Source organism: Thiobacter subterraneus (assembly GCF_055379455.1).
This window is the reverse complement of sequence record NZ_AP042402.1, coordinates 591,465-615,455: the sequence shown is the minus strand read 5'-3', so window position 1 is coordinate 615,455 and position 23,991 is coordinate 591,465. Positions and strand designations below refer to the sequence as shown.

Here is a 23,991-nt window from a genome sequence, read left to right as displayed (position 1 = left end):
AAATTAGGGGATCCAAAAAAAGCCCAATAATCAGCAGCCTGTAAATAGCTGACTAAATCACTCGGGCTTGTTCCTAAGATAGCAGGCGCATGTGAAAGTTTCAATATGGCGAGAAAAGATTTTTATGAAGCCCCTGTTGCCGGTGAGGTGGTTTGGCAGGGGCGGCTGCTGGAAGTCCACCGGGACGAGGTGCGTCTGCCGGACGGACGGCCTTCGGTCCGGGAGTACATCCGCCATCCCGGGGCGGTGGTGATCCTGGCCCTGCAGGACGACGGCAGCCTGCTGCTGGAGCGCCAGTTCCGCTATCCCCTGGGGCGGGCCTTCGTCGAACTGCCGGCCGGCAAGATCGACCCCGGCGAGACACCGGCCGCCTGTGCCCGGCGCGAGCTGCTGGAGGAAACCGGCTACACCGCCCGTGACTGGCTTTACGTCACCACGGTCTATCCCTGCATCGGCTATGCCGATGAGCGGCTGGTCTATTACCTCGCCCGCGGGCTGAGCTTCCAGGGGCACCGGCGCGATGACGACGAGTTCCTGGAAGTCTTTTCCCTGCCCGTGGCCGAGGCCCTTGCCTGGGTGCAGGAAGGGCGGATCTGCGAGGCCAAGACGGTGGCGGGGCTGCTCTGGCTGGAGAAGCTGCTTGCCGGCAGCTGGCGTCCTCAGCCCGAGCCAGCCGGGAACGTTCCTGCCGGGGAGGGGGCATGAAATTCTCGGAATTGGGACCGGGTGAGCGCTTCGAGTGGGAAGGCGCCGTCTACGTCAAGCTGGGGCCGGTGTCCGCGCGGGAGGAGGCCACGGGCCGGCTGCGCATGATCCCCCGTTATGCCCGTCTGCGCCCGGTGGACGCCGCAGCCGACAAAGCGCCCGATGCGCGGCCTGGCACGCCGTCCACTGTCCAGCTCCGCGCGGCTTTCGATGCCTTCTTCGGCGCATGCCTCGCCGCCCTGGACGAGCCACCGGCTGAGGCCCGGGCCCGCCTTTATGCCGCGCGCCAGCGCTTCCTCACGACCCTGGGTCTGGACTGAACCCTTCCTGCCCGCACTTGCGGCCCGCCAGACGTGCCGCCTCGCGCAGGGTGACGTCCACCGGCCAGCCCATCAACACACCGTGGATCACGCCGGCATTGAAGGTGTCACCGGCCCCCACGGTGTCTACCACCCGGGGCGGCGGGAAGGCGGGCGTGTGCAGGAAGGTGTCCGGCCCCTGCAGCGCCCAGGCCCCGGCTTCCCCCCAGCCGGCAAAAATCACCGGCCCCGGGGCCCGGCTGCGCAGGGCGTGCAGGAAGGCCGTGGGTTCGTCATGGCCCAGAGCGCGGGCGAAGGCGCGTCCCGTGAGCAGCACGTTGGCGCGGTCGAGCAGGGCGTCGAGGCCCGGGCGCGGCTTCTCCGCTTCCAGGGAGATGGGCAGGCGGGGATGGTTGCGCCGCACGTGGTCGAACATGCAGGCAAGGGCCTCCGGCTGGCGTCCTTCGAAATGGATCCAGTCGAAGGCATTCAGATCGATCCGGGCAAAATCGTCACAGGTGAGTTCCGGCAGGTCGCGGTAGTGCACGATGGTGCGACTGCCCGACGGTGCCAGCAGGATGGAGGAGGTGGGCGGCTTGCCCGGGCGCGTGATACAGGGGCCGATGTCCACCCCCTGGCGCCGGAAGTCGCGCACCAGGATGGCGGTTTCCTCCGCTTCGGCGAGGACGCCGGCAAAGGCGGCGTGATGGCCGAGCCCGGCCAGCACCACGGCCGTGTTGGCGGCATTGCCGCCACGGGCCACGCGCAGACGCCGGGCGCGCATTTCCTCGTCTTCGCGGGGGTAGTGATCCACGGTGAAGACGAGATCCAGGGTGGCGATGCCCACGCAGAGAATGCGTGCCATGTCATCCCTCGAGCAGCCGGCGCGCGAGAAAATCGGCCGCCTCCCCGATGCCGGTGAGGGCGACCGGGGCAGGGCGCGGGCCGGCCAGCACCTCCAGCACCTGGTCGCCGAACCGGCCCGCCTCGAAGGCGGCGCGTGCCACTGCCCGCGACCGGCTCACCTGCCCGTGCCAGGCCGTGAGTGCGGCCTCCTCCGGCCAGTCCGGGCGCTCCACGTAAAGGAGCGGCGTGCCGGCGGCCGCCGCCTCGACGAAGGTGCCGTAGCCTGCCTTGGTGATCACCGCATCCACGGAGGCAATGAGGTCGCTCACGGAAAGACCCGTGTCCTCGATGAAGCTCACATCGGCGCGCACCAGGCCTGCGGCGCGGGGCACCAGCCAGCGCACCCCGGGCAGCCGGGGCCAGCGGGCGGGCAGCCGCAGGGGCAGGCCACCCATGGCCACCAGGACCAGCCGCCCGGCTGGCAGCGCCTCCCGGAGATTGCGGCCGGGCTGGGCCACCGGGCCGATGGGCACGACGGTTTCCAGCTCCGGCATGGGCATGCCGGGGGTGAGCCGCAGGAAGGCCTGCGCGGCCCGGTAGGCATCGAGCATCTCGGCGTGGATCGCCGCGAAGCCAGGCTCACCCTTCAGGTAGGCGCCGGCGATGGCGGCCCAGTTGAGGGAGCTCATGGCCAGCGCCGGCATGCCCGCCCGCCGCGCGGCAGCCAAAGTCAGATAGGAAACGTTGGCCAGCACCAGGCGCGGCGCCAGGCGCGCCAGGGACTCGGCTTCCTCCTCCACCCGGCGCGCCCAGCCGCGATGGAAGGCCCGGTAGGCGGCCAGACTGGCTGCTCTATCCACTTCCAGGGCGTTTTTCATCACCAGCCCGAAGTCACTGGCGCCGGCGAGATGGGTGAAGGGCGCACGGATACGGCGGGCGATGCGTTCCCGCGGCAGGCTGCAGCGCAGGGTGAGCCGCAGTCCCGGCAGCCGGGCTGCGAGGGCATCCAGCACGGGCGCGGTCTGGGCCAGATGGCCGAAACCATGGCCGGAGACATCGACGTAGAGGTGCATCAAGCCTTGAGCCAGTCGCCGAAGCGGGCGCGAAACTTGTCCACCTTGGGGGCCACCACGAACTGGCAATAGGGCTGGTGGGGATGGGCCCGGAAGTAGCCCTGGTGGTAGTCCTCCGCCGGCCAGAATGTGTTGAGCGGTTTCAGTTCGGTCACCAGCGGCGCCGGCCACTGGCCGGATTGGCTCACCGCTGCCATCACCTCCTTGGCGATGCGCTGCTGTTCGGCATCGTGATAGAGGATGATGGAGCGGTATTGCGGGCCCCGGTCATTGCCCTGACGGTTGGGCGTGGTGGGATCGTGGATGGTGAAGAAAATTTCCAGCAGGGTGCGGTAGGGCACCACGCGGGGATCGAAGTGGATCTGCACCACCTCCGCGTGGCCGGTGGTGCCCGTGCAAACCTGTTCGTAGGTGGGGTTTGCCACGGTGCCGCCGGCATAGCCGGAGACCACCCGTTCCACCCCGCGCACCTGTTCGAACACGGCCTCGAGGCACCAGAAGCAGCCGCCCCCCAGGGTGGCGACCGCGAGCGTGCCGGCTGGTTGATCGGCCATGATGGCTCTCCTCTCGGCAAGTGGCCCTGCATTGTAACCACATTCCCGGCAACCGGCGTCGGCCGCCGCCATTGGCAGGCCGGGTCAAAGCCCTTTACCATTGGTCCCTGTCTTCCCGTTGGCCGGCCATGCCCCCTTCCTCCGGTTCCCTTTCCCGCACCTACTTCCGGACGCGCGGCTTCGTGCCGGGCGGCGTGATCACCAATGCGCGCGCGGAAAGCCTGCACATGGAGGCGCTGCCGCCCTTTTTGCGCACCCTGCTGGTGACCGACGGCACGGTGACCAAGCACCTGGAAGCCTACTTCTGGGAAGAGGTCGCCGTGGAAAACCTGGGGCAGACGGAGGTGACCCTGGAGACGGCCGTGCCGGCGCTGGCGCTGGGCGCCGGTGAGCGGGTGCTCAAGCGCCGGGTGCGGCTGGTGGGCCGGGCATCGGGGCGCTGCTATGGCGAGGCCGAGTCCCTGATCCGGCTGCCCTGTCTGCCGGAGCGGCTCAGGGGCGAACTCGTGGCGGGACGCATCGGCATCGGCGAGCTTTTGCGCGAACGGGGGCTGGAAACCTACCGGGAGATCCTCGACCTGGGCCGCGCGGGGCCGGATGCCGTCTATCGCACCTACCGCATCATGATCCACGGCGAGCCGGCCATCCTCATCAGCGAGACCTTTCCATGCGAACCCTATCGCTGACCATGGTCTGCGCGCTGCTGGCGCAACCCTGTGCTGCCTTCGAGGTGGATGCCTTTCGCAGCGGCATGAGCCGCGAGCAGGTGCGGCAGGCGCTGGCGAGTTACGACTTCGAGCGGGTGCAGGATTTCCCGCCCAGTACCCTGATCGCCTACGACACGCCCGAGCGCGCCAGCCACCGCCAGTTCGTCTTCGATTTCTGCAACGACCGGCTGGTGGGACTGCAGCAGGAGGTGGCGCCATCCCTGCGCAATCTGGTGATCGTGGTCAACAACTACAACGGCCGTTACGGGCAGCCGGTGCGGGTGGTGGCCAACACCAACGTCACCAGCATCGGCGAGCGCAACGAACTGGCCTTCCACTGGCGCAAGGGTCCGGACGTGATCGGCGTGCGCTATGTCACCACCGCGCCGGTGGAAAGCCTCATGCTGGTGTACGAGGCGCCCAACAACTGCTGGCAGATTCCCCGCTGAGGATGCGCATGTTGCAGGGGTTCCGTCTGTGGCCCGGCCGCTGGCTGGCCGGCTGGGTGCTGGGGCTCCTGACCCTCTGGCCGGCCTGGGCGCAGGGCACGGGGGCGCTGGCCACGGCCCATCCCCTCGCCACGGAGACCGGGCGCCACATTCTTGCCGAAGGCGGCAATGCCTTCGATGCGGCGGTGGCGGTGGCCGCGGTGCTCGCCGTGGTGGAACCCTACAGTTCCGGCCTCGGGGGCGGCGGCTTTTTCCTGTTGCACCGGGCCGCGGATGGCCGCCAGGTTTTCCTGGATGCCCGAGAGACGGCACCGTCGGGGGCGTCGGTAAACCGGTATCTCGATGCCCAGGGTCGGCCATTGCCCCGGGCGACCACGGAAGGCGCCAGGGCGGCCGCCATCCCGGGGCTGCCCGCGGCCCTGGTCCATCTCGCCCGGCATTACGGGCGCCTGCCCCTGGCCCGGACGCTTGCGCCGGCCATCGCTTTCGCGCGGGACGGCTTCCCGGTGGACGAGCGCTACCGCACCATGGCCAAGGTGCGTTTCGCCTGTCTCCACGGCCAGGAAGAGGCGGCCTCCCAGTTCCTGGACCAGGGCGCAGTGCCTGCCGCGGGCACGCGCCTGCGCCAGCCGGCCCTCGCGCGCACCCTGGAAAGACTGGCGCGGCAGGGCCGGCCCGGCTTCTACCGGGGGCCAGTGGCGCGGGAAATGGTGGCGGCGGTGCGCCGTGCCGGCGGCTTCTGGCGCCTGCGGGATCTGGCGGCGTACCGGGTGCGGGAGCGCATTCCTCTGGTGTTTGCCTACCGGGGCATGCGCGTCGTCACGGCGCCGCCGCCTTCCGCGGGGGGTGTCGCCCTGGCCCAGAGTCTCACCATGCTCGACCGGTTCGATCTGGCCGGCGCCGGCGAGGCCCAGCGCATGCACTGGGTGGTGGAGGCGCTGCGCCGCGCCTACCACGACCGCCGCTTCCTGGGCGATCCGGACTTCGTCGCCATGCCCCTGGGGCGACTCATGAGCCCTGCCTATCTCGCCGCGCGCAGCGCCGGGATCGACGACGCCCGCGCCACCGCGAGCGACGACCTCGATGCCACGCCGCTTGCCGGCGGCGGCCATCACACTACCCACTTCTCCATCGTCGATGGCGAGGGCAACCGGGTGGCGGCCACGCTCTCCGTCAACCTGCCCTTCGGTGCCTGCTTCGTGGCGGGCCGCACCGGCGTTTTGCTCAACAGCGAGATGGACGACTTCAGTCTCGGTTCCGGCCGGCCCAATGCCTACGGACTCGCGGGCAGCCGCGCCAATCTGCTTGCGCCGGGCAGGCGGCCGCTTTCCAGCATGTCACCCACCTTCGTGGAGGATGCGCGGGGCGTGCTGGTGTTGGGCACGCCGGGAGGCTCGCGCATCATCAGCATGGTGCTCCTGGCCATCCTGCGTTACGCCGGCGCGCCCGGCGTGGATCTGGAGCAATTGGTGAGTGCCCCCCGCTATCACCACCAGTACCGTCCCGACCGCATCGAGGTGGAGCCCGAAGGTTTTGCCCAGGAGGTGCTGGACGATCTCACCCTGCGCGGGCATCTGGTGCAGGTGAGCGAGCGCAAATGGGGCAACATGCAGGCGGTCTGGCTCGACCGGCGCAGCGGCCGGGCCCTTGCCGCCAGCGACCCGCGCGGGCAGGGCAGCGGCCTCGCCTGGTACTGACCCGTCCCGGCGCCCGTGCCGTGGGGTATCATTACGCCACTTTTTTTGCGGCGGGCCGCCCCATGAAGACGACCTTTCTGGATTTCGAACAACCCATCGCCGAACTCGAGAGCAAGATCGAGGAACTCCGCTATGTCCAGGACGATTCCGCCCTGGACATCTCGGAGGAGATCGAACGCCTGCAGAAGAAGAGCAAGGCACTCACCAAGGACATCTACGCCAAGCTCACGCCCTGGCAGATTTCCCAGGTGGCGCGCCATCCCCAGCGGCCCTACACCCTGGATTACATCAACGCCCTGTTCACGGATTTCGAGGAGCTCCACGGCGACAGGCACTTTGCCGACGATCCGGCCATCGTGGGCGGTCTGGCGCGCTTCAACGGCCAGCCGGTGATGGTGATCGGCCATCAGAAGGGGCGCGACACCAAGGAAAAGATCTACCGCAATTTCGGCATGCCCCGGCCGGAGGGGTACCGCAAGGCGCAGCGTCTGATGAAGCAGGCGGAAAAATTCAACCTGCCCCTGTTCACCTTCATCGACACCCCTGGCGCCTATCCCGGCATCGACGCCGAGGAGCGGGGCCAGTCCGAGGCCATCGCCAGCAATCTCTATGTGATGTCCACTTTGCGCATACCCATCATCTGCACGGTGATCGGCGAGGGGGGCTCCGGTGGGGCGCTGGCCATCGGCGTGGGCGACGCCATGCTCATGCTGCAGTACAGCACCTACTCCGTGATCTCACCCGAGGGCTGTGCCTCCATCCTGTGGAAGAGCGCGGAAAAGGCACCGGAAGCGGCCGAGACACTGGGGATCACCGCCAGCCGCCTGAAGACCCTGGGTCTGATCGACCGCATCATCAACGAGCCCCTGGGCGGCGCCCACCGCGACCCGGACGCCATGATGCAGTCCATGCGCAAGGTGCTCACGGAAACCCTGCGCGACCTGCAGGACTATTCGGTGGACGAGCTCCTCAAGCGGCGCTTCGACCGGCTCATGAGCTATGGCAGGTTCAAGGAAGCCGGCGCCCGCTAGGCTTCACGAGCACGTCCGCCAGGCCCTCATCGGCTATCTCGAAACGGGACGGCGCCTGTGCCTCGCCCTGTCGGGCGGGGTGGATTCCGTGGTCCTGCTGGACATCCTGGACCGCCTGCGCCGTGAACTGGATTTCAACCTGAGCGCCGTCCACGTCCATCACCAGCTGAGTCCCCGCGCCGACGATTGGGCCGCCTTTTGCGCCCGTCTGTGCGAGGCCCGCGGCATACCCCTGCAGGTTGAGCGGGTGCGCGTGCGCCGGCGGCGGGAACTGGGCCCGGAAGGCGCAGCGCGCGAGGCACGCTATCAAGTGCTCTCTGCCCAGCCCGCCGACTACGTGCTGCTCGCCCATCACCTGGACGACCAGGTGGAAACCGTGTTCCTGAATCTTCTGCGGGGCAGCGGCGTGCGCGGTCTTTCCGGCATGCCGGCGCTGCGTCAGGCGGCGGGGCCGCGCCTTTTGCGGCCCCTGCTGGACGTGCCGCGCACGGTGATCCTCACCTATGCCCGGCGGCGCAGGCTGGCCTGGGTGGAGGACGAGAGCAACCAGGACACGCGGCTTGCCCGCAATTTCCTGCGCCGGGAGGTGCTGCCCCTGATCGAAAGCCGCTTTCCGGCCTACCGCGAGGCGGTTCTGCGCGCCAGCCAGCATCTCGCCGAGGCGGACAGTCTCCTGGACGAACTGGGGGCGCTCGATTTCCAGCGCCATGTGCGCGACGGGCGGCTGGAGGTGGCCGGCCTCGCCACCCTGTCCGCGGCGCGCGCCAAAAACCTGTTGCGCGTGTTCCTGCAGGCACAGGGCGCGCCCATGCCCGATGCGGCGCGCCTCAACGAGATGTGGCACCAGCTTTTGTCCGCCGCCGCCGATGCGCGCATCGAGATCCAGTGGGGCGACTTCGTGCTGCGCCGCTGGCGGGGCCAGGCCTGGGTGGAAAACCATCGCCCCCTGCCCCCCCAGGGCTGGACGCGTGTCTGGCACGGCCAGCCCCGCCTGGAACTGCCGGAACTGGGCTGCGTGCTGGAGTGCCAGCCCACGCCCGGGGCGGGGCTCTCCGCCCGTCTGGTGGCGGAACACCGGTTGGAACTGCGTCTGCGCCAGGGGGGCGAACGGTTGCGTCCGGACTGCCGCCGGCCCCGGCGCAGCCTGAAGAAACTGTTGCAGGAGGCGGGTATTCCCCCCTGGCTGCGGGCGCGTCTGCCCCTGGTGTGGTGCGGCGGGATGCTGGTGGCCGTGCCGGGCATCGGGGTGGACTGCGGCTGGCAGGCGGCGCCTGACGAGACCGGCTTGGCGCTCGCCGTGCGTCCTCTCTATACTGCGTGAGAGCAGGCCGCTAGCCGTGCGCACCCCGGGGCGCTGCGGGGCGGGCAAAGTGCCGCTGGCGGCGAAGCTTTTCGTCACGACGTTTCAGGGAGACCACCATGACATTCCTGCGCACCATCGTCCTCGCGCTGCTGGCGGGCATCCTCACGCCGGTGCTCGCCGCCGAGCCCATCGTCATCAAGTTCAGCCACGTGGTGGCGCCCAACACGCCCAAGGGCAAGGCCGCGGAACGCTTCAAGCAGCTGGCGGAGGAACGCACCAACGGCCGGGTGCGTGTGGAGGTCTATCCCAACAGCCAGCTCTACAAGGACCGGGAGGAAATGGAGGCGCTGCAGCTGGGTGCAGTGCAGATGCTGGCGCCTTCCCTGTCCAAATTCGGGCCGCTGGGGGTGCGCGAATTCGAAGTGTTCGATCTGCCCTACATCTTCCCCAACAAGGAAACCCTCTACCGCACCATGGATGGCGAGATCGGCCGGAAGCTGTTTGCCAAGCTGGAGAGCAAGGGCATCCTGGGGCTGGCCTATTGGGACAACGGCTTCAAGCAGATGAGCGCCAACCGTCCCTTGCGCACCGTGGAGGATTTCAAGGGCCTCAAGATGCGCATCCAGTCCTCCAAGGTGCTGGAGGCGCAGATGCGCGCGCTGGGCGCGAATCCCCAGGTGATGGCCTTTTCCGAGGTCTATACCGCGCTGCAGCAGGGTGTGGTGGATGGCACGGAGAATCCGGTGTCCAATTTCTACACCCAGAAGATGCATGAGGTGCAGAAGCATCTCACCATTTCGGACCACGGTTATCTGGGCTATGCGGTGATCGTCAACAAGCGCTTCTGGGAAGGGCTGCCCCGCGACATTCGCGCCACGCTGGAGCAGGCCATGAAGGAGGCCACGGAATACGAGCGTGACATCGCCCAGAAGGAAAACGACGAGGCCCTGGCCCGGGTGAAGGCCGCAGGGACCACGGAGGTCTATGTGCTGCCCCTGGAGGGACGGCTGGCCTGGCACAAGGTGCTGCTGCCCGTGCATGAGCAGTTCATGGACGTGATCGGGCGCGACACCATCCACGCCATCTACGCCATCGCCGCCCAGGTGGAGAAGGAAAAGGCCGCCAAGAAGTAGCGGCCGATGCTCGACCGCATCCTGGACCGGCTGGAGGAGGGCCTGATCGCCAGTTTCCTGGCGGCGGCCACCCTCGTCATTTTTCTCAGCGTCCTTCACCGCTATTCCCTGGGCGTGAGCTGGCTATCGCCCTACACGGGTCGGATCAGCTTCACTTGGGCCCAGGAGCTCGCCATCTACCTTTTCATCTGGATGGCCAAGTTCGGCGCTGCCTACGGCGTGCGCACCGGCATCCACGTGGGCGTGGACATGCTGGTGCGCAGGCTTCCGCCGCGGCGCCAGCATTTCTTCGTCCAGTTCTCCCTAGCTGCCGGCGCCTTCTTCACCTTCGTGGTGGCGGCGCTGGGGCTGCGCTTCGTGCTGTTCATCCATGATTCCGGGCAGGTCTCGCCCGACCTGGAGCTGCCCATGTGGATCGTCTATCTGGCGGTGCCTCTGGGCTCCGGCCTCATGTGCTACCGCTTCCTGCAGGTGCTGGTGCGCTATCGGCGCACGGGCGTGCAACCCAGTCATCACTACGGTGCGGCCCCGTGAGCGCCTTCGTCATCTTTGCCATCCTGTTTGCGCTCCTGTTCACGGGCATGCCCATTTCCATCGCCCTGGGGCTCACCGTGCTCGCGTTCCTGGCGCTGGTGTCCTCCTTGTCTTTGGAGACCGTCGCCATCGTCTCCCAGAAGCTGTTCACCGGGCTGGACAACTTCGTGATCATGTCCATTCCCCTGTTCGTCCTGTCCGGCGCATTTCTTTCCGCGGGGGGTGCGGCGCGGCGCATCATCCGCTTCGCCACCACGCTGGTGGGCTGGATGCACGGGGGGCTTGCCATGGCGGCGGTGTTGTCCTGCGCCTTCTTCGCCGCCATTTCCGGGTCCAGTCCCGCCACGGTGGTGGCCATTGGTTCCATCATGCTGCCTGCCATGGTGGAACAGGGCTATACGAAAAAGTTTTCGGTGGGCGTGCTCGCCACCTCGGGCGGACTGGGGATTCTGATTCCCCCCTCCATCGTGCTGGTGGTGTACGGCGTCTCCACTTCCGAGAGCATCGGCAAGCTGTTCATCGCCGGCATCGTGCCGGGGATCGTCATGGCCCTCGCGCTGCTGGCGGTGACCTATGGCGTGGCGCGCCGGTATGGCTTCCCCACGCTGCCCCGTGCCAGCCTGGGGGAGGTCTGGCGGGCGTTCCGCGAGGCGGCATGGGGGCTGATCCTGGGCGTGGTAGTGATCGGCGGCATATATGGCGGGCTGTTCACGCCCACCGAGGCGGCTGCGGTGAGCGCGGTGTATGCCTTCTTCGTGGCAGTGTTCGTGTATCGGGAGCTGCCCCTCCGGAAGGTGCCGCGGGTGCTGCTGGAAGCGGCGAACATGAGCGCCATGCTCCTCTACATCATCACCAACGCCATTCTGTTCTCCTTCCTGCTCACCACGGAGAACATTCCCCAGCAGCTTGCCCAGTGGATCATCGATCAGGGGCTTTCGCCCTGGATGTTTCTGCTGTTCGTGAACGTGCTGCTGTTTTTCGCCGGCGACTTCATGGAGCCCTCCTCCATCATCCTCATCCTGGCTCCCCTGTTCCTGCCGGTGGCGGTGCAGCTGGGCATCGACCCCGTGCATCTCGGCATCATCATGACCATCAACATGGAGCTGGGCATGATCACGCCGCCGGTGGGCCTCAACCTGTACGTGGCGAGCGGGCTGGCGAAGATGGGCCTCACCGAGGTCACCCGCGCCGCCGCACCCTGGATACTGGTGGTGACGGCGGTGCTGCTCCTCGTGACCTACGTGCCGGCGATCAGCCTGTGGCTGCCGAACCTGCTCTATCCACGCCCCTGATCAGCGCGCCACCACCACCGCGTCGATGCCCTTCGCCCTGAGCCGGGCCAGCGCCGCTTCGGCTTCCGCGCGGCTTTTGAAGGGAGGCAGGATGACCCGGGTTTCCGTCTGGGCCTCGATACCGGCCGCGCGCAGGCGCTCCACCAGCTGCAGGGCGTTCTGGGGATTGGCGAACACGCCAAACTGCACCACATAGCCGCTGGGTCCATGGGGTGCCGCTGCCGGGGCGGGGACGGCGGCCGGGGCGGCGGGTGCCGCCGGCTCGGCCTTGACCAGCGGTTTCACCACCTCGGCAGGCGGGGTTTTGGGCCCGGGCGGGGGCAGGGGCTTGCTCGCCACCCGGGGCGGGGGCGGCGCGCCCAGGGTGGGCGGAAGACCGGCGGACGGCGAAGGCGTGGCCGTGGCGGGGGGCGCAGGCGGCGGCTCCGGTGGCTGCCCGCTCTCGGCCACCGGCTCGCCGGGGGCGGGTGTGACCGGTGTCGCCTCCGGCGCCGGTTCCGGCGCGGGCGCGATGATGGGCGGGGGCGGCACGGTTTCCGCCGCCGGTCGGGTGACCGGCGGGGTGGGCTTGTAATGGGACAGCCAGGTGAGGATCCCCGCCGCCAGGGCCACCAGGCTCACCGCCACGATCAGGCGGCGGGTCGCGCGTTTCTTGATCTCGTCCTCGGCCATCGGCTCCGCCATCCGTTCCCCCCTTCACGCGAGTGGTTTGCCGCGATGTTAGCACTCCGTGGCGGATCGGCGGCAAACGCGTGACGAAGCGGTCATATGGCCCTGGCGGGCTTTCTTTGCCTGCCCGAACAGGGTATATTTAGCGGCTTGTTTTTATTCTGAATTTCCGACCAGATCTTTTACCCCCAGACCTTTTACCCAAGGGAGAGCAGTTTCATGGCCATCGAACGCACCTTGTCGATCATCAAACCGGACGCCGTCGCCAAGAACGTGATCGGCAAGATCTATTCCCGTTTCGAGAGCAACGGCCTCAAGATCGTCGCGGCGCGCATGCGCTGGCTGTCGCGGGCCGAGGCGGAAGGGTTCTACGCGGTGCACCGCGACAAGCCATTCTTCAACGATCTGGTGAATTTCATGACCTCCGGCCCGGTGATGATCCAGGTGCTGGAAGGGGAGAATGCCATCGCCAAGAACCGCGAGCTCATGGGCGCCACCGATCCCAAGAAGGCCGCGCCCGGAACCATCCGTGCGGACTTTGCCCAGAGCATCGACGCCAACGCGGTGCATGGCTCGGACGGCCCGGACACCGCTCGCGCGGAGATCGCCTATTTCTTCCCCGAAATGGAAGTGTATTCCGGCCGCTGACGGCCGGCGCCGCGCCGGCCGGCGCGACCTTGTGAGGAGTTCGGCTGCGTGACCGTCAATCTGCTCGACTTCGACCTCGCGGGACTCACCCGCCATTTCGCCGAGACGCTGGGCGAGAAGCCCTTCCGTGCCCGGCAGGTGATGCGCTGGGTGCACCAGGCCGGGGCGCAGGATTTCGCCGCCATGACCGACCTGGCCAAGTCGCTGCGGGAAAAACTCGCCGCGAGCGCGACGGTCACGCCGCCTGCCATTCTCTCCGAGCACCGCTCCGCCGACGGCACGGTCAAATGGCTCCTGGACACCGGTGGTGCCAACGCGGTGGAGACGGTGTTCATCCCGGAGGCGGACCGGGGCACCCTGTGTGTCTCCTCCCAGGTGGGCTGTGCCCTGGCCTGCACCTTCTGTGCCACCGGCCGCCAGGGCTTCAACCGCAATCTTTCGGTGGCGGAGATCATCGGCCAGCTGTGGCTGGCCAACCGGGCGCTGCGGGCGGCGGGGCTTGGGGAGCGGCCCGTCACCAACGTGGTGCTGATGGGCATGGGCGAGCCCCTCACCAATTTCGACAATGTGGTGACGGCGCTAAACATCATGCTGGACGACCACGCCTATGGTCTGTCGCGCCGGCGCGTGACGGTGAGCACGTCCGGCATCGTGCCGGCCATGGATCGCCTGCGCGAGACCTGCCCGGTGGCCCTGGCGGTGTCCCTGCATGCACCCAACGACACCCTGCGCGACGAGCTCGTTCCCATCAACCGCAAATACCCCCTGCGCGAGCTGATGGCGGCCTGCCAGCGTTACCTGGCCCGGGCGCCGCGCGACTTCATCACCTTCGAATACGTGATGCTGGACGGTGTCAACGACACGCCCGCCCATGCCCGCGAGCTCATCGCCCTGACCCGGGACGTGCCCTGCAAGTTCAACCTGATCCCCTTCAATCCCTTTCCCGAGGCGGGCTACGCCCGTTCCAGCCCCGAGGCGATCCGGCGCTTCCGGGACATCCTGCAGGAAGCGGGCCACGTGGTCACCACGCGCAAGACCCGGGGCGACGACATCGCCGCCGCCTGCGGGCAGCTGGCGGGAAGGGTGCAGGACAGGAGGCGGCGCGTCCTGCGTCTGGCAACGGGAGTGACCATATGACTCTGGCAAGCCGTTCGAAACGCATCCTGTTCGCTTTCCTGCTGGTCCTGTTTGGGGGCGCCTGTGCCCAGCAGCCGGTGCAGACACCGAACCTGAGCCAGGAGGAGAACGCCCGGCTGGAGGCGGCACGCGCCCACACCGAGCTGGGTTCGGCCTATTTCGGCGCGGGCCAGGTCGGCGTGGCCCTGGAGGAATTCACCATCGCCATCCAGATCTATCCCAAATATGCACCAGCCCATTACATGCTCGGTCTGGTGCACATGGAACTCAAGGAGGATGCCCAGGCCGAGGCCGCCTTCCGCCGCGCCATCGAGCTGGATCCCGGAAGCTCCGAGGCCTACAACAACTACGGCTGGTTCCTGTGCCAGCGCAACCGCATCGACGAGGCGATCCGGCAGTTCACCCTCGCCCTCAAGAACCCCCGCTACGAAACCCCGGAGAAGGCCTACGTCAATGCCGGCATCTGCTCGCGCAAACGCAACGACGAGGCCGCGGCGGTGGACTATTTCGAGCGCGCCCTCAAGGTGCAGCCCAATAATCCGCTGGCCCTCTACCATCTGGCGGACATTCACTACCGCCGGGGCGATCTGGCCACTGCGAAGAGCCTGCTGTTGCGCTACATGAAGGCCAACCCGCCCACTGCGGAGGCCCTGTGGCTCGGTGTGCGGGTGGAGCGGCGCCTGGGTGACCGCAGCGCCGAGGCGAGCTATGCCCAGATGCTGCGCCAGCGTTATCCGGAGGCGCCGGAGACCCAGCTGCTCAAGGCCGAACGCTACGAATGAGCGAACAGGAAGCCTCACCGGACAGCGTGCCCACCGCGCCCACGGTGGGCGAGATGTTGCGCCAGGCCCGGGGGCGCCGGCAGCTCTCCGCGGCGGACGTGGCGCGGCACCTGCGCCTGAGCCTGCGACAGGTGGAGGCGCTGGAGGCCGACGATTTCGCCGCGCTGCCCGGCCACACCATCGTGCGCGGCTTCATCCGCAACTATGCGCGGCTGTTGCAGATCGACCCCGCGCCTCTGCTCGCCGCCTACGAGGCGGCGCAACCCCGGGACACTTCCCCGCTTCCCCCGCCGCGGCGACAGTCCATCGACATTTCGCCCAAGCCCTCGCGGCGCTGGCTGATTTATCTGCTGCTGGCGCTGCTGGTCCTCGTGGGGGTGCCGCTGGCCATTTATGCCCTGCTGCGCGACGACGGGCGCAGTCTGCCCCGCGCCGGCCCCGCGCCTGCGCCGGTGCCTGCTCCCGCGCCGCCCGCGCCCGGCGCGGCCCAGCCGGTGGAAGTGCCGCTGCCTGCCGGCTTACCGCTGCCCGCGGAGGCGGCGCCCGCCCCGGCGGCGGGCCAGGCAGGGGAGGGGACGGCGTCGGCGGCCGCCACCCTGCACTTCGCCTTCGACGAGGATGCCTGGGTGGAAGTGCGCGATGCCCAGGGGCGCAAGCTTCTGTCCCAGCTCAACCGCAAGGGGAGCGAAGCAACCCTGACGGGACAGGGGCCGTTCGGCATCGTGGTGGGCAACGCCGCCCATGTGCGTCTCACCTATAATGGCAAGCCGGTCGATCTGACCCCTCACATCAAGGTCAACGTCGCCCGCCTCACCCTGGAGTAGCCATGCATTCCTTCGAAATTCCCAGACGCTTCAGCCGCCGCATCATGGTGGGCGACGTGCCGGTGGGCGGCGGTGCGCCCATCTCCGTGCAGACCATGACCAACACGGAAACCTGCGATGTGGAGGCGACCGTGGCGCAGATCGAGCGAGCCGCCAAGGCCGGCGCCGACATCGTGCGGGTATCCGTGCCCAGCATGGAAGCGGCGGAAGCCTTCGGGACCATCCGTCGGCGCTCGCCGGTGCCCCTGGTGGCCGACATCCATTTCGATTACCGCATCGCCCTGCGCGTGGCCGAGCTGGGCGCCGACTGCCTGCGCATCAACCCGGGCAACATCGGTCGCGAAGATCGGGTGCGGGCGGTGGTGCAGTCGGCCCGGGATCACGGGATCCCCATCCGCATTGGGGTCAATGCCGGTTCCCTGGAAAAGGATCTGCAAAAGAAATACGGTGAACCCACCCCCCAGGCGCTGGTGGAATCGGCACTGCGCCACGTGGAGATCCTCGACCGGCTCGATTTCCACGATTTCAAGGTCAGCGTGAAGGCATCCGACGTGTTCATGGCGGTGGAGGCCTACCGCCTGCTGGCGCGCCAGATCGAGCAGCCCCTGCATCTGGGCATCACCGAGGCAGGGGGCTTGCGTTCCGGTACGGTGAAATCCGCCATCGGCATCGGCATGCTGCTTGCCGAGGGCATTGGTGACACCATCCGGGTGTCCCTGGCGGCCGATCCGGTGGAGGAAGTCCGCGTCGGCTTCGACATCCTCAAGAGCCTGCATCTGCGCAACAAGGGTGTGAACATCGTCGCCTGTCCGTCCTGCTCCCGCCAGGAATTCGACGTGATCAAGACGGTCAACGAGCTGGAGGCGCGCCTGGAGGACGTGCTGGAGCCCCTCACCGTGGCGGTGATCGGCTGCTGCGTCAATGGTCCCGGCGAAGCGCGCGAGGCCGACATCGGCCTGGCCGGTGGTTCGCCCAGCCTGCTCTACGTGGGCGGCAAGCCCAGCCACAAGGTGGAGGCGGCCGCCCTGGTGGACGAACTGGAGCGCCAGGTGCGGGCTCATCTCGCCGCCCGGAAGGAGGCGGGCGGGGGCGCGCCGCGCACCATCCCCATCAAGGCCGCAGGTTAGGCCATCCCCACGCCGCCCGCCAGAAGGCGGCGATTCCCGGAAGAGACGACGCATGGGCGGCGGGCAGCGCCCGTCAGGGAGCAATCTTGTCCAGGAAAAACGAGCGATGGCAAAGCTTTTGGATCTGAGCGGCGTGGAGCCGCTGCGCAGCCGGCTGGCGCAGCATCCGGTCTATGAACGGGTGCGGGATGCGCAGGATCTGCGCGTCTTCATGGAACACCATGTCTATCCGGTGTGGGATTTCATGTCCCTGGTGAAATCGCTGCAGGCGGTCATCGCCCCGACCAGTGTGCCCTGGGTGCCGCGGGGCGATGCCGCGGTGCGCCGCTTCATCAACGAAATCGTGCTGGAGGAGGAGTCGGACGAGGGCGTGCCGGGGACGCCTGGGGACTACAACTACGCCAGCCATTTCGAGCTTTATTGCGCGGCCATGGCCGAAGTGGGGGCCGACCCTGCGCCGGCACGCGCCTTCGTGGAGCTGGCGGCGAGCCGTGGCATCGAGTCCGCCCTGGCGACGGGCAGGGTGCCGGAACCGGCGCGGGAATTCATGCGCGCCACCTTCGGCTTCATCGCCACCGGCAAGCCCCACGTGGTGGCGGCGGCGTTTTCCCTGGGGCGGGAGAGCGTGATCCCGCCCATGTTTCGTGCGCTGCTGGAACGCATGGGCGTGACGCGGGAGCAGGCCCCCGCCTTCCACTACTACCTGGAGCGCCACATCCACCTGGACGAAGGCAGCCACGCGCCCCTCGCCCTCCGGCTGCTGGAAAACCTGTGTGCCGGCGATGCCGCGCGTATCGCGGAAGCGCGCGAGGCGGCCTGTGCGGCGCTTGCTGCCCGCATCCGCTTCTGGGATGGCGTGCTGGCGGCACTGGAGACGTCGGCCGTGGCCCGAATCGGGTAGAATGCCGCCTTTTCACGGAAATCCGACCCATGGCAGGCAGCCTTCAAGCGGTCCGCGGGATGAACGACATCCTGCCCCAGGCGGTGCACGCCTGGGAATGGTTCGAGGATACGGTGCGCGACTGGCTGGCATCCTACGGCTATCGCGGCATCCGCACGCCCATCGTGGAACACACGGCATTGTTCCGGCGCGCCATCGGCGAAGTCACGGACATCGTCGAGAAGGAGATGTACACCTTCGAGGACGCCCTCAACGGGGAGAGTCTCACCCTGCGTCCGGAAGGCACCGCGGCCTGCGTGCGCGCCGTGCTGCAGCACAGCCTGCTGGCCCAGGGGCCCCAGCGTCTGTGGTACCTGGGCCCCATGTTCCGTCACGAGCGTCCCCAGCGTGGACGGTATCGCCAGTTCCATCAGGTGGGCGTGGAAGCCCTGGGCTGGCCCGGGCCCGACATGGACGTGGAGCACATCCTGATGACCGCCCGGCTGTGGCGGCTGCTGGGCATCACGGACGTGGAGCTGCAGATCAACACCCTGGGCACGGCAGAGGACCGGGCGCGGCACCGGGCGCGCCTCATCCATTACCTGGAACGGCACCAGGATGCCCTGGACGACGACGCGCGCCGGCGCCTCTACACCAATCCCCTGCGCATCCTCGATACCAAGAATCCGGCCCTGCAGGAACTGGTGGCCGCGGCGCCCAAGCTGCTGGACGATCTCGACGAGGTGTCCCTGCGTCATTTCGAAGGGGTGCAGGCGCTCCTGCGGCAGGCCGGCGTGTCCTTCGTCATCAATCCGCGGCTGGTGCGCGGGCTGGACTACTACAACTTCACCGTGTTCGAGTGGGTCACGCAGCGGCTGGGCGCCCAGGGCACCATCTGTGCCGGCGGCCGCTACGACGGGCTGGTGGAGCAGCTGGGTGGCCGGCCCACCCCGGCCTGCGGTTTCGCCCTGGGTGTGGAGCGCGTGCTCGCCCTGCGTGAGGAAGAGGGGCGGCAGGTGAGCCCGCCCGTGCCCGACGCCTATGTGGTCCACGCGGGAAGCGGCGTGGAAAGCCATGCCCTGCGCCTGGCGGAAGATTTGCGCGAGGCGGGCTTCAGGGTGGTGCTCCATTGCGGCGGGGGCAGCTTCAAGTCGCAGATGAAGAAAGCCGATGCCAGCGGCGCCCGGTTCGCGCTCATCATCGGGGAGGACGAGATGGTACGCGGGGTGGTGGGCGTCAAGGCGCTCAGGGAAGCGGCGGAACAGGTGGAAGCGACGCCGGAGGAGCTGCCGGATCTGCTGCGGCGGGCCTGAAGCACCCAGGGCGCGGGAAGGAAAGAAGAGATGGCACTGGATCTGCAGGAACAGGAACAGCTGGAGGCCCTCAAGGCCTGGTGGAAGGCCCATGGCACCAAAGTGGTCGCCGGGGTGGCGGTGTTCGTGCTGGCGGTGGCGGGCTACCGGGGCTGGACCTGGTATGAGGCGCGCCAGCGCAGCGAGGCCGCGCGCCTGTACCAGGTTCTGGAGCAGGCCTTCACCGGCGGCGACACGAAAAAAGTGCGCGCAGTGGCCGGCGAGCTCATGGAAAAATACGCGCGCACGCCCTACGCGCTGGATGCCGCGCTGCTCGCGGCCAGGGCCAATGCCCAGGCGGGGGACCGCAAGAGTGCGCAAAGCCAGCTTCAGTGGGTGATCGATCGTGCCCGTGACAACGTGAGCCGGGATCTCGCCCGGCTCAACCTGGCGGCCATCCTCCTCGACGAGAAGCAGTACGACGCCGCGCTCAAGATCCTCGATGCGCCCCACGATGCCGCCTTCGAGGTGCTGTTCCAGGAACGCCGCGGCGATGTGCTGGCCGCCCAAGGCAGGCGCGGCGAGGCGGCCGCCGCCTACCGCGCGGCGCTCGCGCGGCTGGCGCAGGACGCGCCGGCGCGGGCCATTCTGGAAATCAAGCTGGATTTTCTGGAGAGCCACGGATGAACACCGGCGCGCATCGCCTGCTGGCGGGTGTGGGCCTCGCCGTGGGCCTGCTGTTCCTGGCCGCCGGCTGCGCCAGCGTGGGCGAGCTGTGGGATGACTGGTTCGGCACCTCGGCCCGGCGCGACACCCCCGCCCCCCTGGTGGAATTCACGCCCGGCGCCCGGGTGACCGTGCGTGCCCAGACCCAGGTGGGAAGCGCGGGCAATGCCGTGTTCGTGCCCGGGGTGAGCCAGGATGGGGTATTCGCCGCCGCGGCCGACGGGCGCCTGGCGCGCTTCGAGCTTCCCGCCGGGCACGAGGTGTGGAAGGTGGAACTCAAGCAGCGCCTGTCCGCGGGCGTCGGCGTGGGGCCCGGGCTGGTGGTGGTGGCCGGACCCAAGGGCGATGTGTTCGCCTACGATCACCAGGGCAAGCCGGTTTGGACCGCGCGGGTGTCCAGCGAGGTGCTCGCGGTGCCGGTGGTGACCCGGGACAGCGTGTACGTGCGCAGCCTGGATGGCCGCATCCATGCCCTGGATCCCGCCACCGGCCAGCGCCGGTGGTTTTATCAGCGGGCCATTCCCGCCCTCACGGTGCGCAACACGGCCGGCCTGCTTGCGGACCGCAACGGCGTGTTCGCCGGCTTCGGGGGCGGCAAGCTGGTGGCGCTGGAAGCGGCCACCGGCATGGTGGCCTGGGAGGCCACGGTGGCCCAGCCGCGCGGGGTGAGCGAGCTGGAACGCATCGCCGACGTCACCAGCCTTCCCGTCACCGATGGCCAGCTCATTTGCGCCGCGGCCTTCCAGGGACGCGTGGCCTGCTTCGACATCAACACCGGTGCCCCGGTCTGGGGGCGCGAACTTTCCAGCTTCACCGGGGTGGCGCTGGATGCGCGCAATCTCTACGTGACCGAGGTGCGCGGCGCGGTGCACGCCTTCGACAAGGCCAGCGGTGCTTCCGTGTGGAAGCAGGACAAGCTCGCCTTCCGCCAGCTCTCGGGGCCTGCGGTCTACCGGGGCTACGTGGTGGTGGGCGATCTCCAGGGATACGTGCATTTCCTGTCGCGGGAGGACGGCGCTTTCGCCGCACGCATCGCCACCGACGGCAGCCCCATTCGCGCCACGCCCCAGATCACGCCCCAGGGTGTGGTGGTGCAGACCCTCAAGGGCAATCTCTACCTGATCGGCCTCGATTGAAGTCGGCCGCCCCGTCATGAAACCCACCATCGTCCTCGTCGGGCGGCCCAACGTGGGCAAGTCCACGCTGTTCAACCGGCTCACCCGTTCCCGCGCCGCGCTGGTGGCCGATCTGCCGGGCCTCACCCGCGACCGCCACTATGGCCACGGGCGCGTCGGCGACAAGCCCTATCTGGTGGTGGACACGGGTGGCTTCGAACCGGTGGCCAAAGACGGCATCCTGCACGAGATGGCGCGCCAGACCCTGCTCGCGGTGGATGAGGCGGATGCGGTGGTGTTCCTGGTGGATGCGCGCCAGGGCCTCACCAATCAGGACAAGACCATCGCCGAGACGCTGCGCCGCGCCGGCCGCCCGGTGTATCTCGCGGTGAACAAGGCGGAGGGTATGGACCGTACCACCGTGGCGGCGGAATTCCACGAGCTGGGATTCGGTGATCCGCTGCCCATTTCCGCCAGTCACGGCGACGGCGTGCGCGAGCTGATGGAGATCGTGCTGGAGCCCTTCCCGGACCAAGAGGAGGCATCCCCGCCCGAGCACCCCAAGATCGCCATCATCGGTCGGCCCAACGTGGGCAAGTCCACGCTGCTCAACAGTCTGCTGGGGGAAGAGCGCGTGATCGCCTTCGACCAGCCGGGCACGACGCGGGACAGCATCTACGTGGACTTCACCCGCAACGACCGGCACTACACCCTGATAGACACCGCGGGCGTGCGGCGCAAGGGCCGCGTGTTCGAGGCCATCGAGAAATTCTCGGTGATCAAGACCTTGCAGGCCATTGAGGACGCCAATGTGGTGGTGCTGGTGCTGGATGCGCGCCAGGACATTTCCGACCAGGATGCCCATCTCGCCGGGTTCGTGCTGGAAGCGGGCAAGGCGGTCGTGGTGGCGGTCAACAAGTGGGATGGTCTGGACGACTATCGGCGGGAGCAGGTGAAACGGGAAGTGGCCCATCGCCTGGCGTTTCTTTCCTTCGCGCGCGTGCATTACCTCTCGGCCCTGCAGGGGACGGGGCTCGCGGCGCTGTTCAGGTCCATCGACGAAGCCTATGCCGCGGCCATGGCAAAACTGCCCACGCCCCAGGTCACGCGCGTGCTCCAGGAGGCGGTGCTGGCCCATGCACCGCCTCGCGCCGGACAGTTCCGTCCCAAGCTGCGCTATGCCCATCAGGGTGGGACCAATCCGCCGGTGATCGTCATTCACGGCACCAATGTCCTGGCCATTCCCGACAGTTACCGGCGCTATCTGGAAAACACCTTCCGCGAGGCCTTTGCACTGCGCGGCACACCGCTGCGGGTGGAATTCCGGCAGGGGCACAACCCCTACGCGGAAAAGAAGCCCGCGCCCCTCACCAAACGTCAGGAAGCCAAGAAACGCCGCCACCGGCGCTATCTCAAAAAGAAATTCGGGCGCGACTGACGGCCTGGGGAAAAGGCGGGTGTCCGTGCTGCGGGCCGTCCCCCGTCATGAGGCACTCATCAAGGAAATTGCCGGGGCGCACAGCGATTTGCCCCAGCCCGCCTTGGGCGTGCTGCATGTTTTTCCAGGCGTGTTTTCAGCCATCCGGGCATTTTCGGGCTCGGACCCGGAACTCCGGGCAGCACAAAAGCGTCACACGTGTGCTTGAAACGGCCGGAAACGGCCCGATTTTAGGCAGGTCACGGCTTTTGTTCTATCATGTGACCACGGGGGGTTCCCGGGGACGCGCCGGCGCGAATCCCGGGAGGCCGGATCTGGAAACCAGACAACAAAGCATTGGAGTAGCCATGAGCGGCAAAGGGCAATTGTTACAAGACCCGTTTCTGAACACTTTACGCAAAGAGCATATCCCGGTCTCGATCTACCTCGTGAACGGCATCAAGCTGCAGGGCCAGATCGAATCCTTCGACCAGTACGTAGTGCTGCTCAAGAACACCGTGACCCAGATGGTGTACAAGCACGCCATCTCCACCGTGGTTCCCACCCGTCCGGTGCACATTTCCCACGATGCCCCCGACGCCTGAAGGATTGGCGTCCGTTCCCGCGACCGCACCGTCCCTCAACCGGGCGGTGCTGGTCAGCATCGACTTCGGTGACCCTGACGAGGCAGAAAGCCTTGAGGAACTGCGCCGCCTGACCGAAAGCGCGCGGGCCATGCCCCTGGCCGTGGTGACCGGGCGGCGCAGCCGCCCGGACGCCGCGCTGTTCGCCGGCAGCGGCAAGGTGGAGGAGATTGCGGAGCGCGTGGCGCAGACGGGCGCGGACGTGGTGATCTTCAATCACGAACTCTCCCCGGGCCAGCAGCGCAATCTGGAAGGCCGGCTCAAGTGCCGGGTGATCGATCGCACCAGCCTGATCCTGGACATCTTCGCCCAGCGCGCCCAGTCCCACGAGGGCAAGCTGCAGGTGGAGCTCGCCCAGCTGGAATACCTGACCACCCGCCTGGTGCGCGGCTGGACCCACCTGGAACGGCAGAAGGGCGGCATCGGCCTGCGCGGTCCCGGCGAGACGCAGCTGGAAACCGACCGCCGGCTGCTCGCCAAGCGGGTGAAACTGCTCAAGGAGCGGCTGGCGCGGCTGGGCCGCCAGCGGCAGACCCAGCGCCGCGCCCGGGGCCGGCGTGAGGTGTTTTCGGTGTCCGTGGTGGGCTATACCAACGCCGGCAAGTCCACCCTGTTCAACCGTCTGACCCACGCCCGCGCCTACGCCGCGGACCAGTTGTTCGCCACCCTGGACACGACATCGCGCCGCCTGTTCCTGCCGGAGGTCGGTCCGGTGGTGCTGTCGGATACGGTGGGCTTCATCAAACGGCTGCCCCACACCCTGATCGAGGCCTTCCGCGCCACCCTGGAAGAAGCGGTGCAGGCCGACCTGCTGCTGCACGTGGTGGACGCGGCCTCGCCGGTGCGCGACGAACGCATCGAACAGGTCAATGCCGTGCTGGCCGAGATCGGCGCCCAGGACATCCCCCAGATCCTGGTGTACAACAAGATCGATGCGCGCGGCCTGGCGCCGGGCGTCGAGCGGGACGAGTGTGGTAAGATTTCGCGCGTTTGGCTCAGCGCCCACACGGGCGCGGGCCTGGATGGCCTGCGGCTGGCCATCGCCGAGGCGGCCGCGGCGGCCCGCCCCGAGGCGCGGGCGGAAGCCGCGTGCTAGAGCGTCCCCGA

The 23,991-nt window shown here is 68.0% G+C and carries 25 protein-coding genes and 1 pseudogene; 22 read left to right on the top strand and 4 right to left on the bottom strand.

Going from position 1 to position 23,991, the window contains the following annotated elements; all coding sequences use genetic code 11:
* Positions 1-105 precede the first annotated feature (105 nt).
* Positions 106-705 carry an NUDIX domain-containing protein gene (locus tag ACZ42P_RS03215; RefSeq protein ID WP_464898663.1) on the top strand — a complete coding sequence of 200 codons (600 nt, stop codon included), beginning with the start codon at positions 106-108 and terminating at the stop codon, positions 703-705.
* Positions 702-1,025: a hypothetical protein gene (locus tag ACZ42P_RS03210; protein ID WP_464898662.1), complete on the top strand. Its 324-nt coding sequence runs from the start codon at positions 702-704 to the stop codon at positions 1,023-1,025. Before ACZ42P_RS03215 ends, ACZ42P_RS03210 begins: the two co-directional genes overlap by 4 nt.
* Here ACZ42P_RS03210 and ACZ42P_RS03205 read toward each other — a convergent pair.
* From ACZ42P_RS03205 to msrA, 3 genes are read right to left on the bottom strand one after another with little or no spacing between them, the layout of a single operon-like run.
* Positions 1,003-1,869 carry a PfkB family carbohydrate kinase gene (locus tag ACZ42P_RS03205; RefSeq protein ID WP_464898661.1) on the bottom strand — a complete coding sequence of 289 codons (867 nt, stop codon included), beginning with the start codon at positions 1,867-1,869 and terminating at the stop codon, positions 1,003-1,005. The genes ACZ42P_RS03210 and ACZ42P_RS03205 overlap by 23 nt on opposite strands.
* A gap of 1 nt (position 1,870) precedes the next feature.
* The gene (locus tag ACZ42P_RS03200; protein WP_464898660.1) at positions 1,871-2,923 is read right to left on the bottom strand and encodes a glycosyltransferase family protein; all 1,053 of its coding nucleotides are present in this window, start codon (positions 2,921-2,923) and stop codon (positions 1,871-1,873) included.
* A complete protein-coding gene (gene msrA / locus ACZ42P_RS03195) occupies positions 2,923-3,477 on the bottom strand; it encodes a peptide-methionine (S)-S-oxide reductase MsrA (protein WP_464898659.1) in 555 nt (184 codons plus the stop codon). Before msrA ends, ACZ42P_RS03200 begins: the two co-directional genes overlap by 1 nt.
* Before the next feature lie 128 nt (positions 3,478-3,605).
* Here msrA and ACZ42P_RS03190 point away from each other — a divergent pair, with 128 nt between their 5' ends.
* From ACZ42P_RS03190 to ACZ42P_RS03155, 8 genes are all read left to right on the top strand, one after another.
* Positions 3,606-4,163 carry a chorismate--pyruvate lyase family protein gene (locus ACZ42P_RS03190; RefSeq protein WP_464898658.1) on the top strand — a complete coding sequence of 186 codons (558 nt, stop codon included), beginning with the start codon at positions 3,606-3,608 and terminating at the stop codon, positions 4,161-4,163.
* Positions 4,145-4,633, top strand: coding sequence for a hypothetical protein (locus ACZ42P_RS03185; protein ID WP_464898657.1), 489 nt, complete (start codon positions 4,145-4,147; stop codon positions 4,631-4,633). Before ACZ42P_RS03190 ends, ACZ42P_RS03185 begins: the two co-directional genes overlap by 19 nt.
* 8 nt (positions 4,634-4,641) lie before the next feature.
* Positions 4,642-6,330 carry a gamma-glutamyltransferase gene (gene ggt, locus ACZ42P_RS03180; RefSeq protein ID WP_464898656.1) on the top strand — a complete coding sequence of 563 codons (1,689 nt, stop codon included), beginning with the start codon at positions 4,642-4,644 and terminating at the stop codon, positions 6,328-6,330.
* 62 nt (positions 6,331-6,392) lie between these two features.
* Complete coding sequence (locus ACZ42P_RS03175) at positions 6,393-7,361, top strand: acetyl-CoA carboxylase carboxyltransferase subunit alpha (protein WP_464898655.1); 969 nt, start codon at positions 6,393-6,395, stop codon at positions 7,359-7,361.
* Positions 7,330-8,682 (top strand): tRNA lysidine(34) synthetase TilS, encoded by a 1,353-nt coding sequence (gene tilS, locus ACZ42P_RS03170; RefSeq protein WP_464898654.1) that lies wholly within the window; start codon positions 7,330-7,332, stop codon positions 8,680-8,682. Before ACZ42P_RS03175 ends, tilS begins: the two co-directional genes overlap by 32 nt.
* A gap of 98 nt (positions 8,683-8,780) precedes the next feature.
* Positions 8,781-9,797 (top strand): TRAP transporter substrate-binding protein, encoded by a 1,017-nt coding sequence (locus ACZ42P_RS03165; RefSeq protein ID WP_464898653.1) that lies wholly within the window; start codon positions 8,781-8,783, stop codon positions 9,795-9,797.
* A 6-nt stretch (positions 9,798-9,803) separates the two neighbouring features.
* The gene (locus tag ACZ42P_RS03160; RefSeq protein WP_464898652.1) at positions 9,804-10,331 is read left to right on the top strand and encodes a TRAP transporter small permease; all 528 of its coding nucleotides are present in this window, start codon (positions 9,804-9,806) and stop codon (positions 10,329-10,331) included.
* On the top strand, positions 10,328-11,623 hold the full coding sequence (locus ACZ42P_RS03155; protein ID WP_464898651.1) for a TRAP transporter large permease: 1,296 nt from the start codon (positions 10,328-10,330) through the stop codon (positions 11,621-11,623). The genes ACZ42P_RS03160 and ACZ42P_RS03155 overlap by 4 nt, the downstream gene beginning before the upstream one ends.
* On the opposite strand, the gene ACZ42P_RS03150 is transcribed toward ACZ42P_RS03155, so the two are convergent.
* Positions 11,624-12,307, bottom strand: coding sequence for an SPOR domain-containing protein (locus ACZ42P_RS03150; RefSeq protein WP_464898650.1), 684 nt, complete (start codon positions 12,305-12,307; stop codon positions 11,624-11,626).
* A gap of 204 nt (positions 12,308-12,511) precedes the next feature.
* Between ACZ42P_RS03150 and ndk the strand changes: the two genes are divergently transcribed.
* From ndk to hflX, 12 genes and pseudogenes are all read left to right on the top strand, one after another.
* Positions 12,512-12,940 carry a nucleoside-diphosphate kinase gene (ndk, locus tag ACZ42P_RS03145; RefSeq protein WP_464898649.1) on the top strand — a complete coding sequence of 143 codons (429 nt, stop codon included), beginning with the start codon at positions 12,512-12,514 and terminating at the stop codon, positions 12,938-12,940.
* A 48-nt stretch (positions 12,941-12,988) separates the two neighbouring features.
* A complete protein-coding gene (rlmN, locus tag ACZ42P_RS03140) occupies positions 12,989-14,077 on the top strand; it encodes a dual-specificity RNA methyltransferase RlmN (RefSeq protein WP_464898648.1) in 1,089 nt (362 codons plus the stop codon).
* Positions 14,074-14,859 carry a type IV pilus biogenesis/stability protein PilW gene (pilW, locus tag ACZ42P_RS03135; protein ID WP_464898647.1) on the top strand — a complete coding sequence of 262 codons (786 nt, stop codon included), beginning with the start codon at positions 14,074-14,076 and terminating at the stop codon, positions 14,857-14,859. Before rlmN ends, pilW begins: the two co-directional genes overlap by 4 nt.
* Entirely contained in the window at positions 14,856-15,683 is an 828-nt protein-coding gene (locus tag ACZ42P_RS03130) for a helix-turn-helix domain-containing protein (RefSeq protein WP_464898646.1), read from the top strand. The genes pilW and ACZ42P_RS03130 overlap by 4 nt, the downstream gene beginning before the upstream one ends.
* Before the next feature lie 2 nt (positions 15,684-15,685).
* On the top strand, positions 15,686-16,810 hold the full coding sequence (gene ispG, locus ACZ42P_RS03125; protein ID WP_464898645.1) for a flavodoxin-dependent (E)-4-hydroxy-3-methylbut-2-enyl-diphosphate synthase: 1,125 nt from the start codon (positions 15,686-15,688) through the stop codon (positions 16,808-16,810).
* Positions 16,811-16,916: 106 nt separating this feature from the next.
* Entirely contained in the window at positions 16,917-17,711 is a 795-nt protein-coding gene (locus ACZ42P_RS03120) for a DUF3050 domain-containing protein (protein ID WP_464898644.1), read from the top strand.
* Positions 17,712-17,740: 29 nt separating this feature from the next.
* A complete protein-coding gene (hisS, locus tag ACZ42P_RS03115; RefSeq protein ID WP_464898643.1) occupies positions 17,741-19,003 on the top strand; it encodes a histidine--tRNA ligase in 1,263 nt (420 codons plus the stop codon).
* Between the two features lie 30 nt (positions 19,004-19,033).
* Positions 19,034-19,669 carry a YfgM family protein gene (locus ACZ42P_RS03110; RefSeq protein WP_464898642.1) on the top strand — a complete coding sequence of 212 codons (636 nt, stop codon included), beginning with the start codon at positions 19,034-19,036 and terminating at the stop codon, positions 19,667-19,669.
* Positions 19,666-20,844, top strand: coding sequence for an outer membrane protein assembly factor BamB (gene bamB, locus ACZ42P_RS03105; RefSeq protein WP_464898641.1), 1,179 nt, complete (start codon positions 19,666-19,668; stop codon positions 20,842-20,844). The genes ACZ42P_RS03110 and bamB overlap by 4 nt, the downstream gene beginning before the upstream one ends.
* A gap of 16 nt (positions 20,845-20,860) precedes the next feature.
* Positions 20,861-22,180, top strand: a pseudogene (gene der, locus ACZ42P_RS03100) (ribosome biogenesis GTPase Der); the annotation flags it as partial.
* A gap of 428 nt (positions 22,181-22,608) precedes the next feature.
* A complete protein-coding gene (hfq, locus tag ACZ42P_RS03095) occupies positions 22,609-22,845 on the top strand; it encodes an RNA chaperone Hfq (protein ID WP_347308657.1) in 237 nt (78 codons plus the stop codon).
* Positions 22,846-22,849: 4 nt separating this feature from the next.
* The gene (hflX, locus tag ACZ42P_RS03090) at positions 22,850-23,980 is read left to right on the top strand and encodes a GTPase HflX (RefSeq protein WP_464898640.1); all 1,131 of its coding nucleotides are present in this window, start codon (positions 22,850-22,852) and stop codon (positions 23,978-23,980) included.
* The last annotated feature ends 11 nt before the right edge of the window (positions 23,981-23,991 follow it).

Bases quoted from the DNA above. Each gene is read 5' to 3' on its own strand.
- ACZ42P_RS03215 (WP_464898663.1), top strand. From the start codon at position 106: ATGGCGAGAAAAGATTTTTATGAAGCCCCTGTTGCCGGTGAGGTGGTT.
- ACZ42P_RS03210 (WP_464898662.1), top strand. From the start codon at position 702: ATGAAATTCTCGGAATTGGGACCGGGTGAGCGCTTCGAGTGGGAAGGC.
- ACZ42P_RS03205 (WP_464898661.1), bottom strand. From the start codon at position 1,869: ATGGCACGCATTCTCTGCGTGGGCATCGCCACCCTGGATCTCGTCTTC.
- ACZ42P_RS03200 (WP_464898660.1), bottom strand. From the start codon at position 2,923: ATGCACCTCTACGTCGATGTCTCCGGCCATGGTTTCGGCCATCTGGCC.
- msrA (WP_464898659.1), bottom strand. From the start codon at position 3,477: ATGGCCGATCAACCAGCCGGCACGCTCGCGGTCGCCACCCTGGGGGGC.
- ACZ42P_RS03190 (WP_464898658.1), top strand. From the start codon at position 3,606: ATGCCCCCTTCCTCCGGTTCCCTTTCCCGCACCTACTTCCGGACGCGC.
- ACZ42P_RS03185 (WP_464898657.1), top strand. From the start codon at position 4,145: ATGCGAACCCTATCGCTGACCATGGTCTGCGCGCTGCTGGCGCAACCC.
- ggt (WP_464898656.1), top strand. From the start codon at position 4,642: ATGTTGCAGGGGTTCCGTCTGTGGCCCGGCCGCTGGCTGGCCGGCTGG.
- ACZ42P_RS03175 (WP_464898655.1), top strand. From the start codon at position 6,393: ATGAAGACGACCTTTCTGGATTTCGAACAACCCATCGCCGAACTCGAG.
- tilS (WP_464898654.1), top strand. From the start codon at position 7,330: ATGGCAGGTTCAAGGAAGCCGGCGCCCGCTAGGCTTCACGAGCACGTC.
- ACZ42P_RS03165 (WP_464898653.1), top strand. From the start codon at position 8,781: ATGACATTCCTGCGCACCATCGTCCTCGCGCTGCTGGCGGGCATCCTC.
- ACZ42P_RS03160 (WP_464898652.1), top strand. From the start codon at position 9,804: ATGCTCGACCGCATCCTGGACCGGCTGGAGGAGGGCCTGATCGCCAGT.
- ACZ42P_RS03150 (WP_464898650.1), bottom strand. From the start codon at position 12,307: ATGGCGGAGCCGATGGCCGAGGACGAGATCAAGAAACGCGCGACCCGC.
- ndk (WP_464898649.1), top strand. From the start codon at position 12,512: ATGGCCATCGAACGCACCTTGTCGATCATCAAACCGGACGCCGTCGCC.
- pilW (WP_464898647.1), top strand. From the start codon at position 14,074: ATGACTCTGGCAAGCCGTTCGAAACGCATCCTGTTCGCTTTCCTGCTG.
- ACZ42P_RS03130 (WP_464898646.1), top strand. From the start codon at position 14,856: ATGAGCGAACAGGAAGCCTCACCGGACAGCGTGCCCACCGCGCCCACG.
- ispG (WP_464898645.1), top strand. From the start codon at position 15,686: ATGCATTCCTTCGAAATTCCCAGACGCTTCAGCCGCCGCATCATGGTG.
- ACZ42P_RS03120 (WP_464898644.1), top strand. From the start codon at position 16,917: ATGGCAAAGCTTTTGGATCTGAGCGGCGTGGAGCCGCTGCGCAGCCGG.
- hisS (WP_464898643.1), top strand. From the start codon at position 17,741: ATGGCAGGCAGCCTTCAAGCGGTCCGCGGGATGAACGACATCCTGCCC.
- ACZ42P_RS03110 (WP_464898642.1), top strand. From the start codon at position 19,034: ATGGCACTGGATCTGCAGGAACAGGAACAGCTGGAGGCCCTCAAGGCC.
- bamB (WP_464898641.1), top strand. From the start codon at position 19,666: ATGAACACCGGCGCGCATCGCCTGCTGGCGGGTGTGGGCCTCGCCGTG.
- hfq (WP_347308657.1), top strand. From the start codon at position 22,609: ATGAGCGGCAAAGGGCAATTGTTACAAGACCCGTTTCTGAACACTTTA.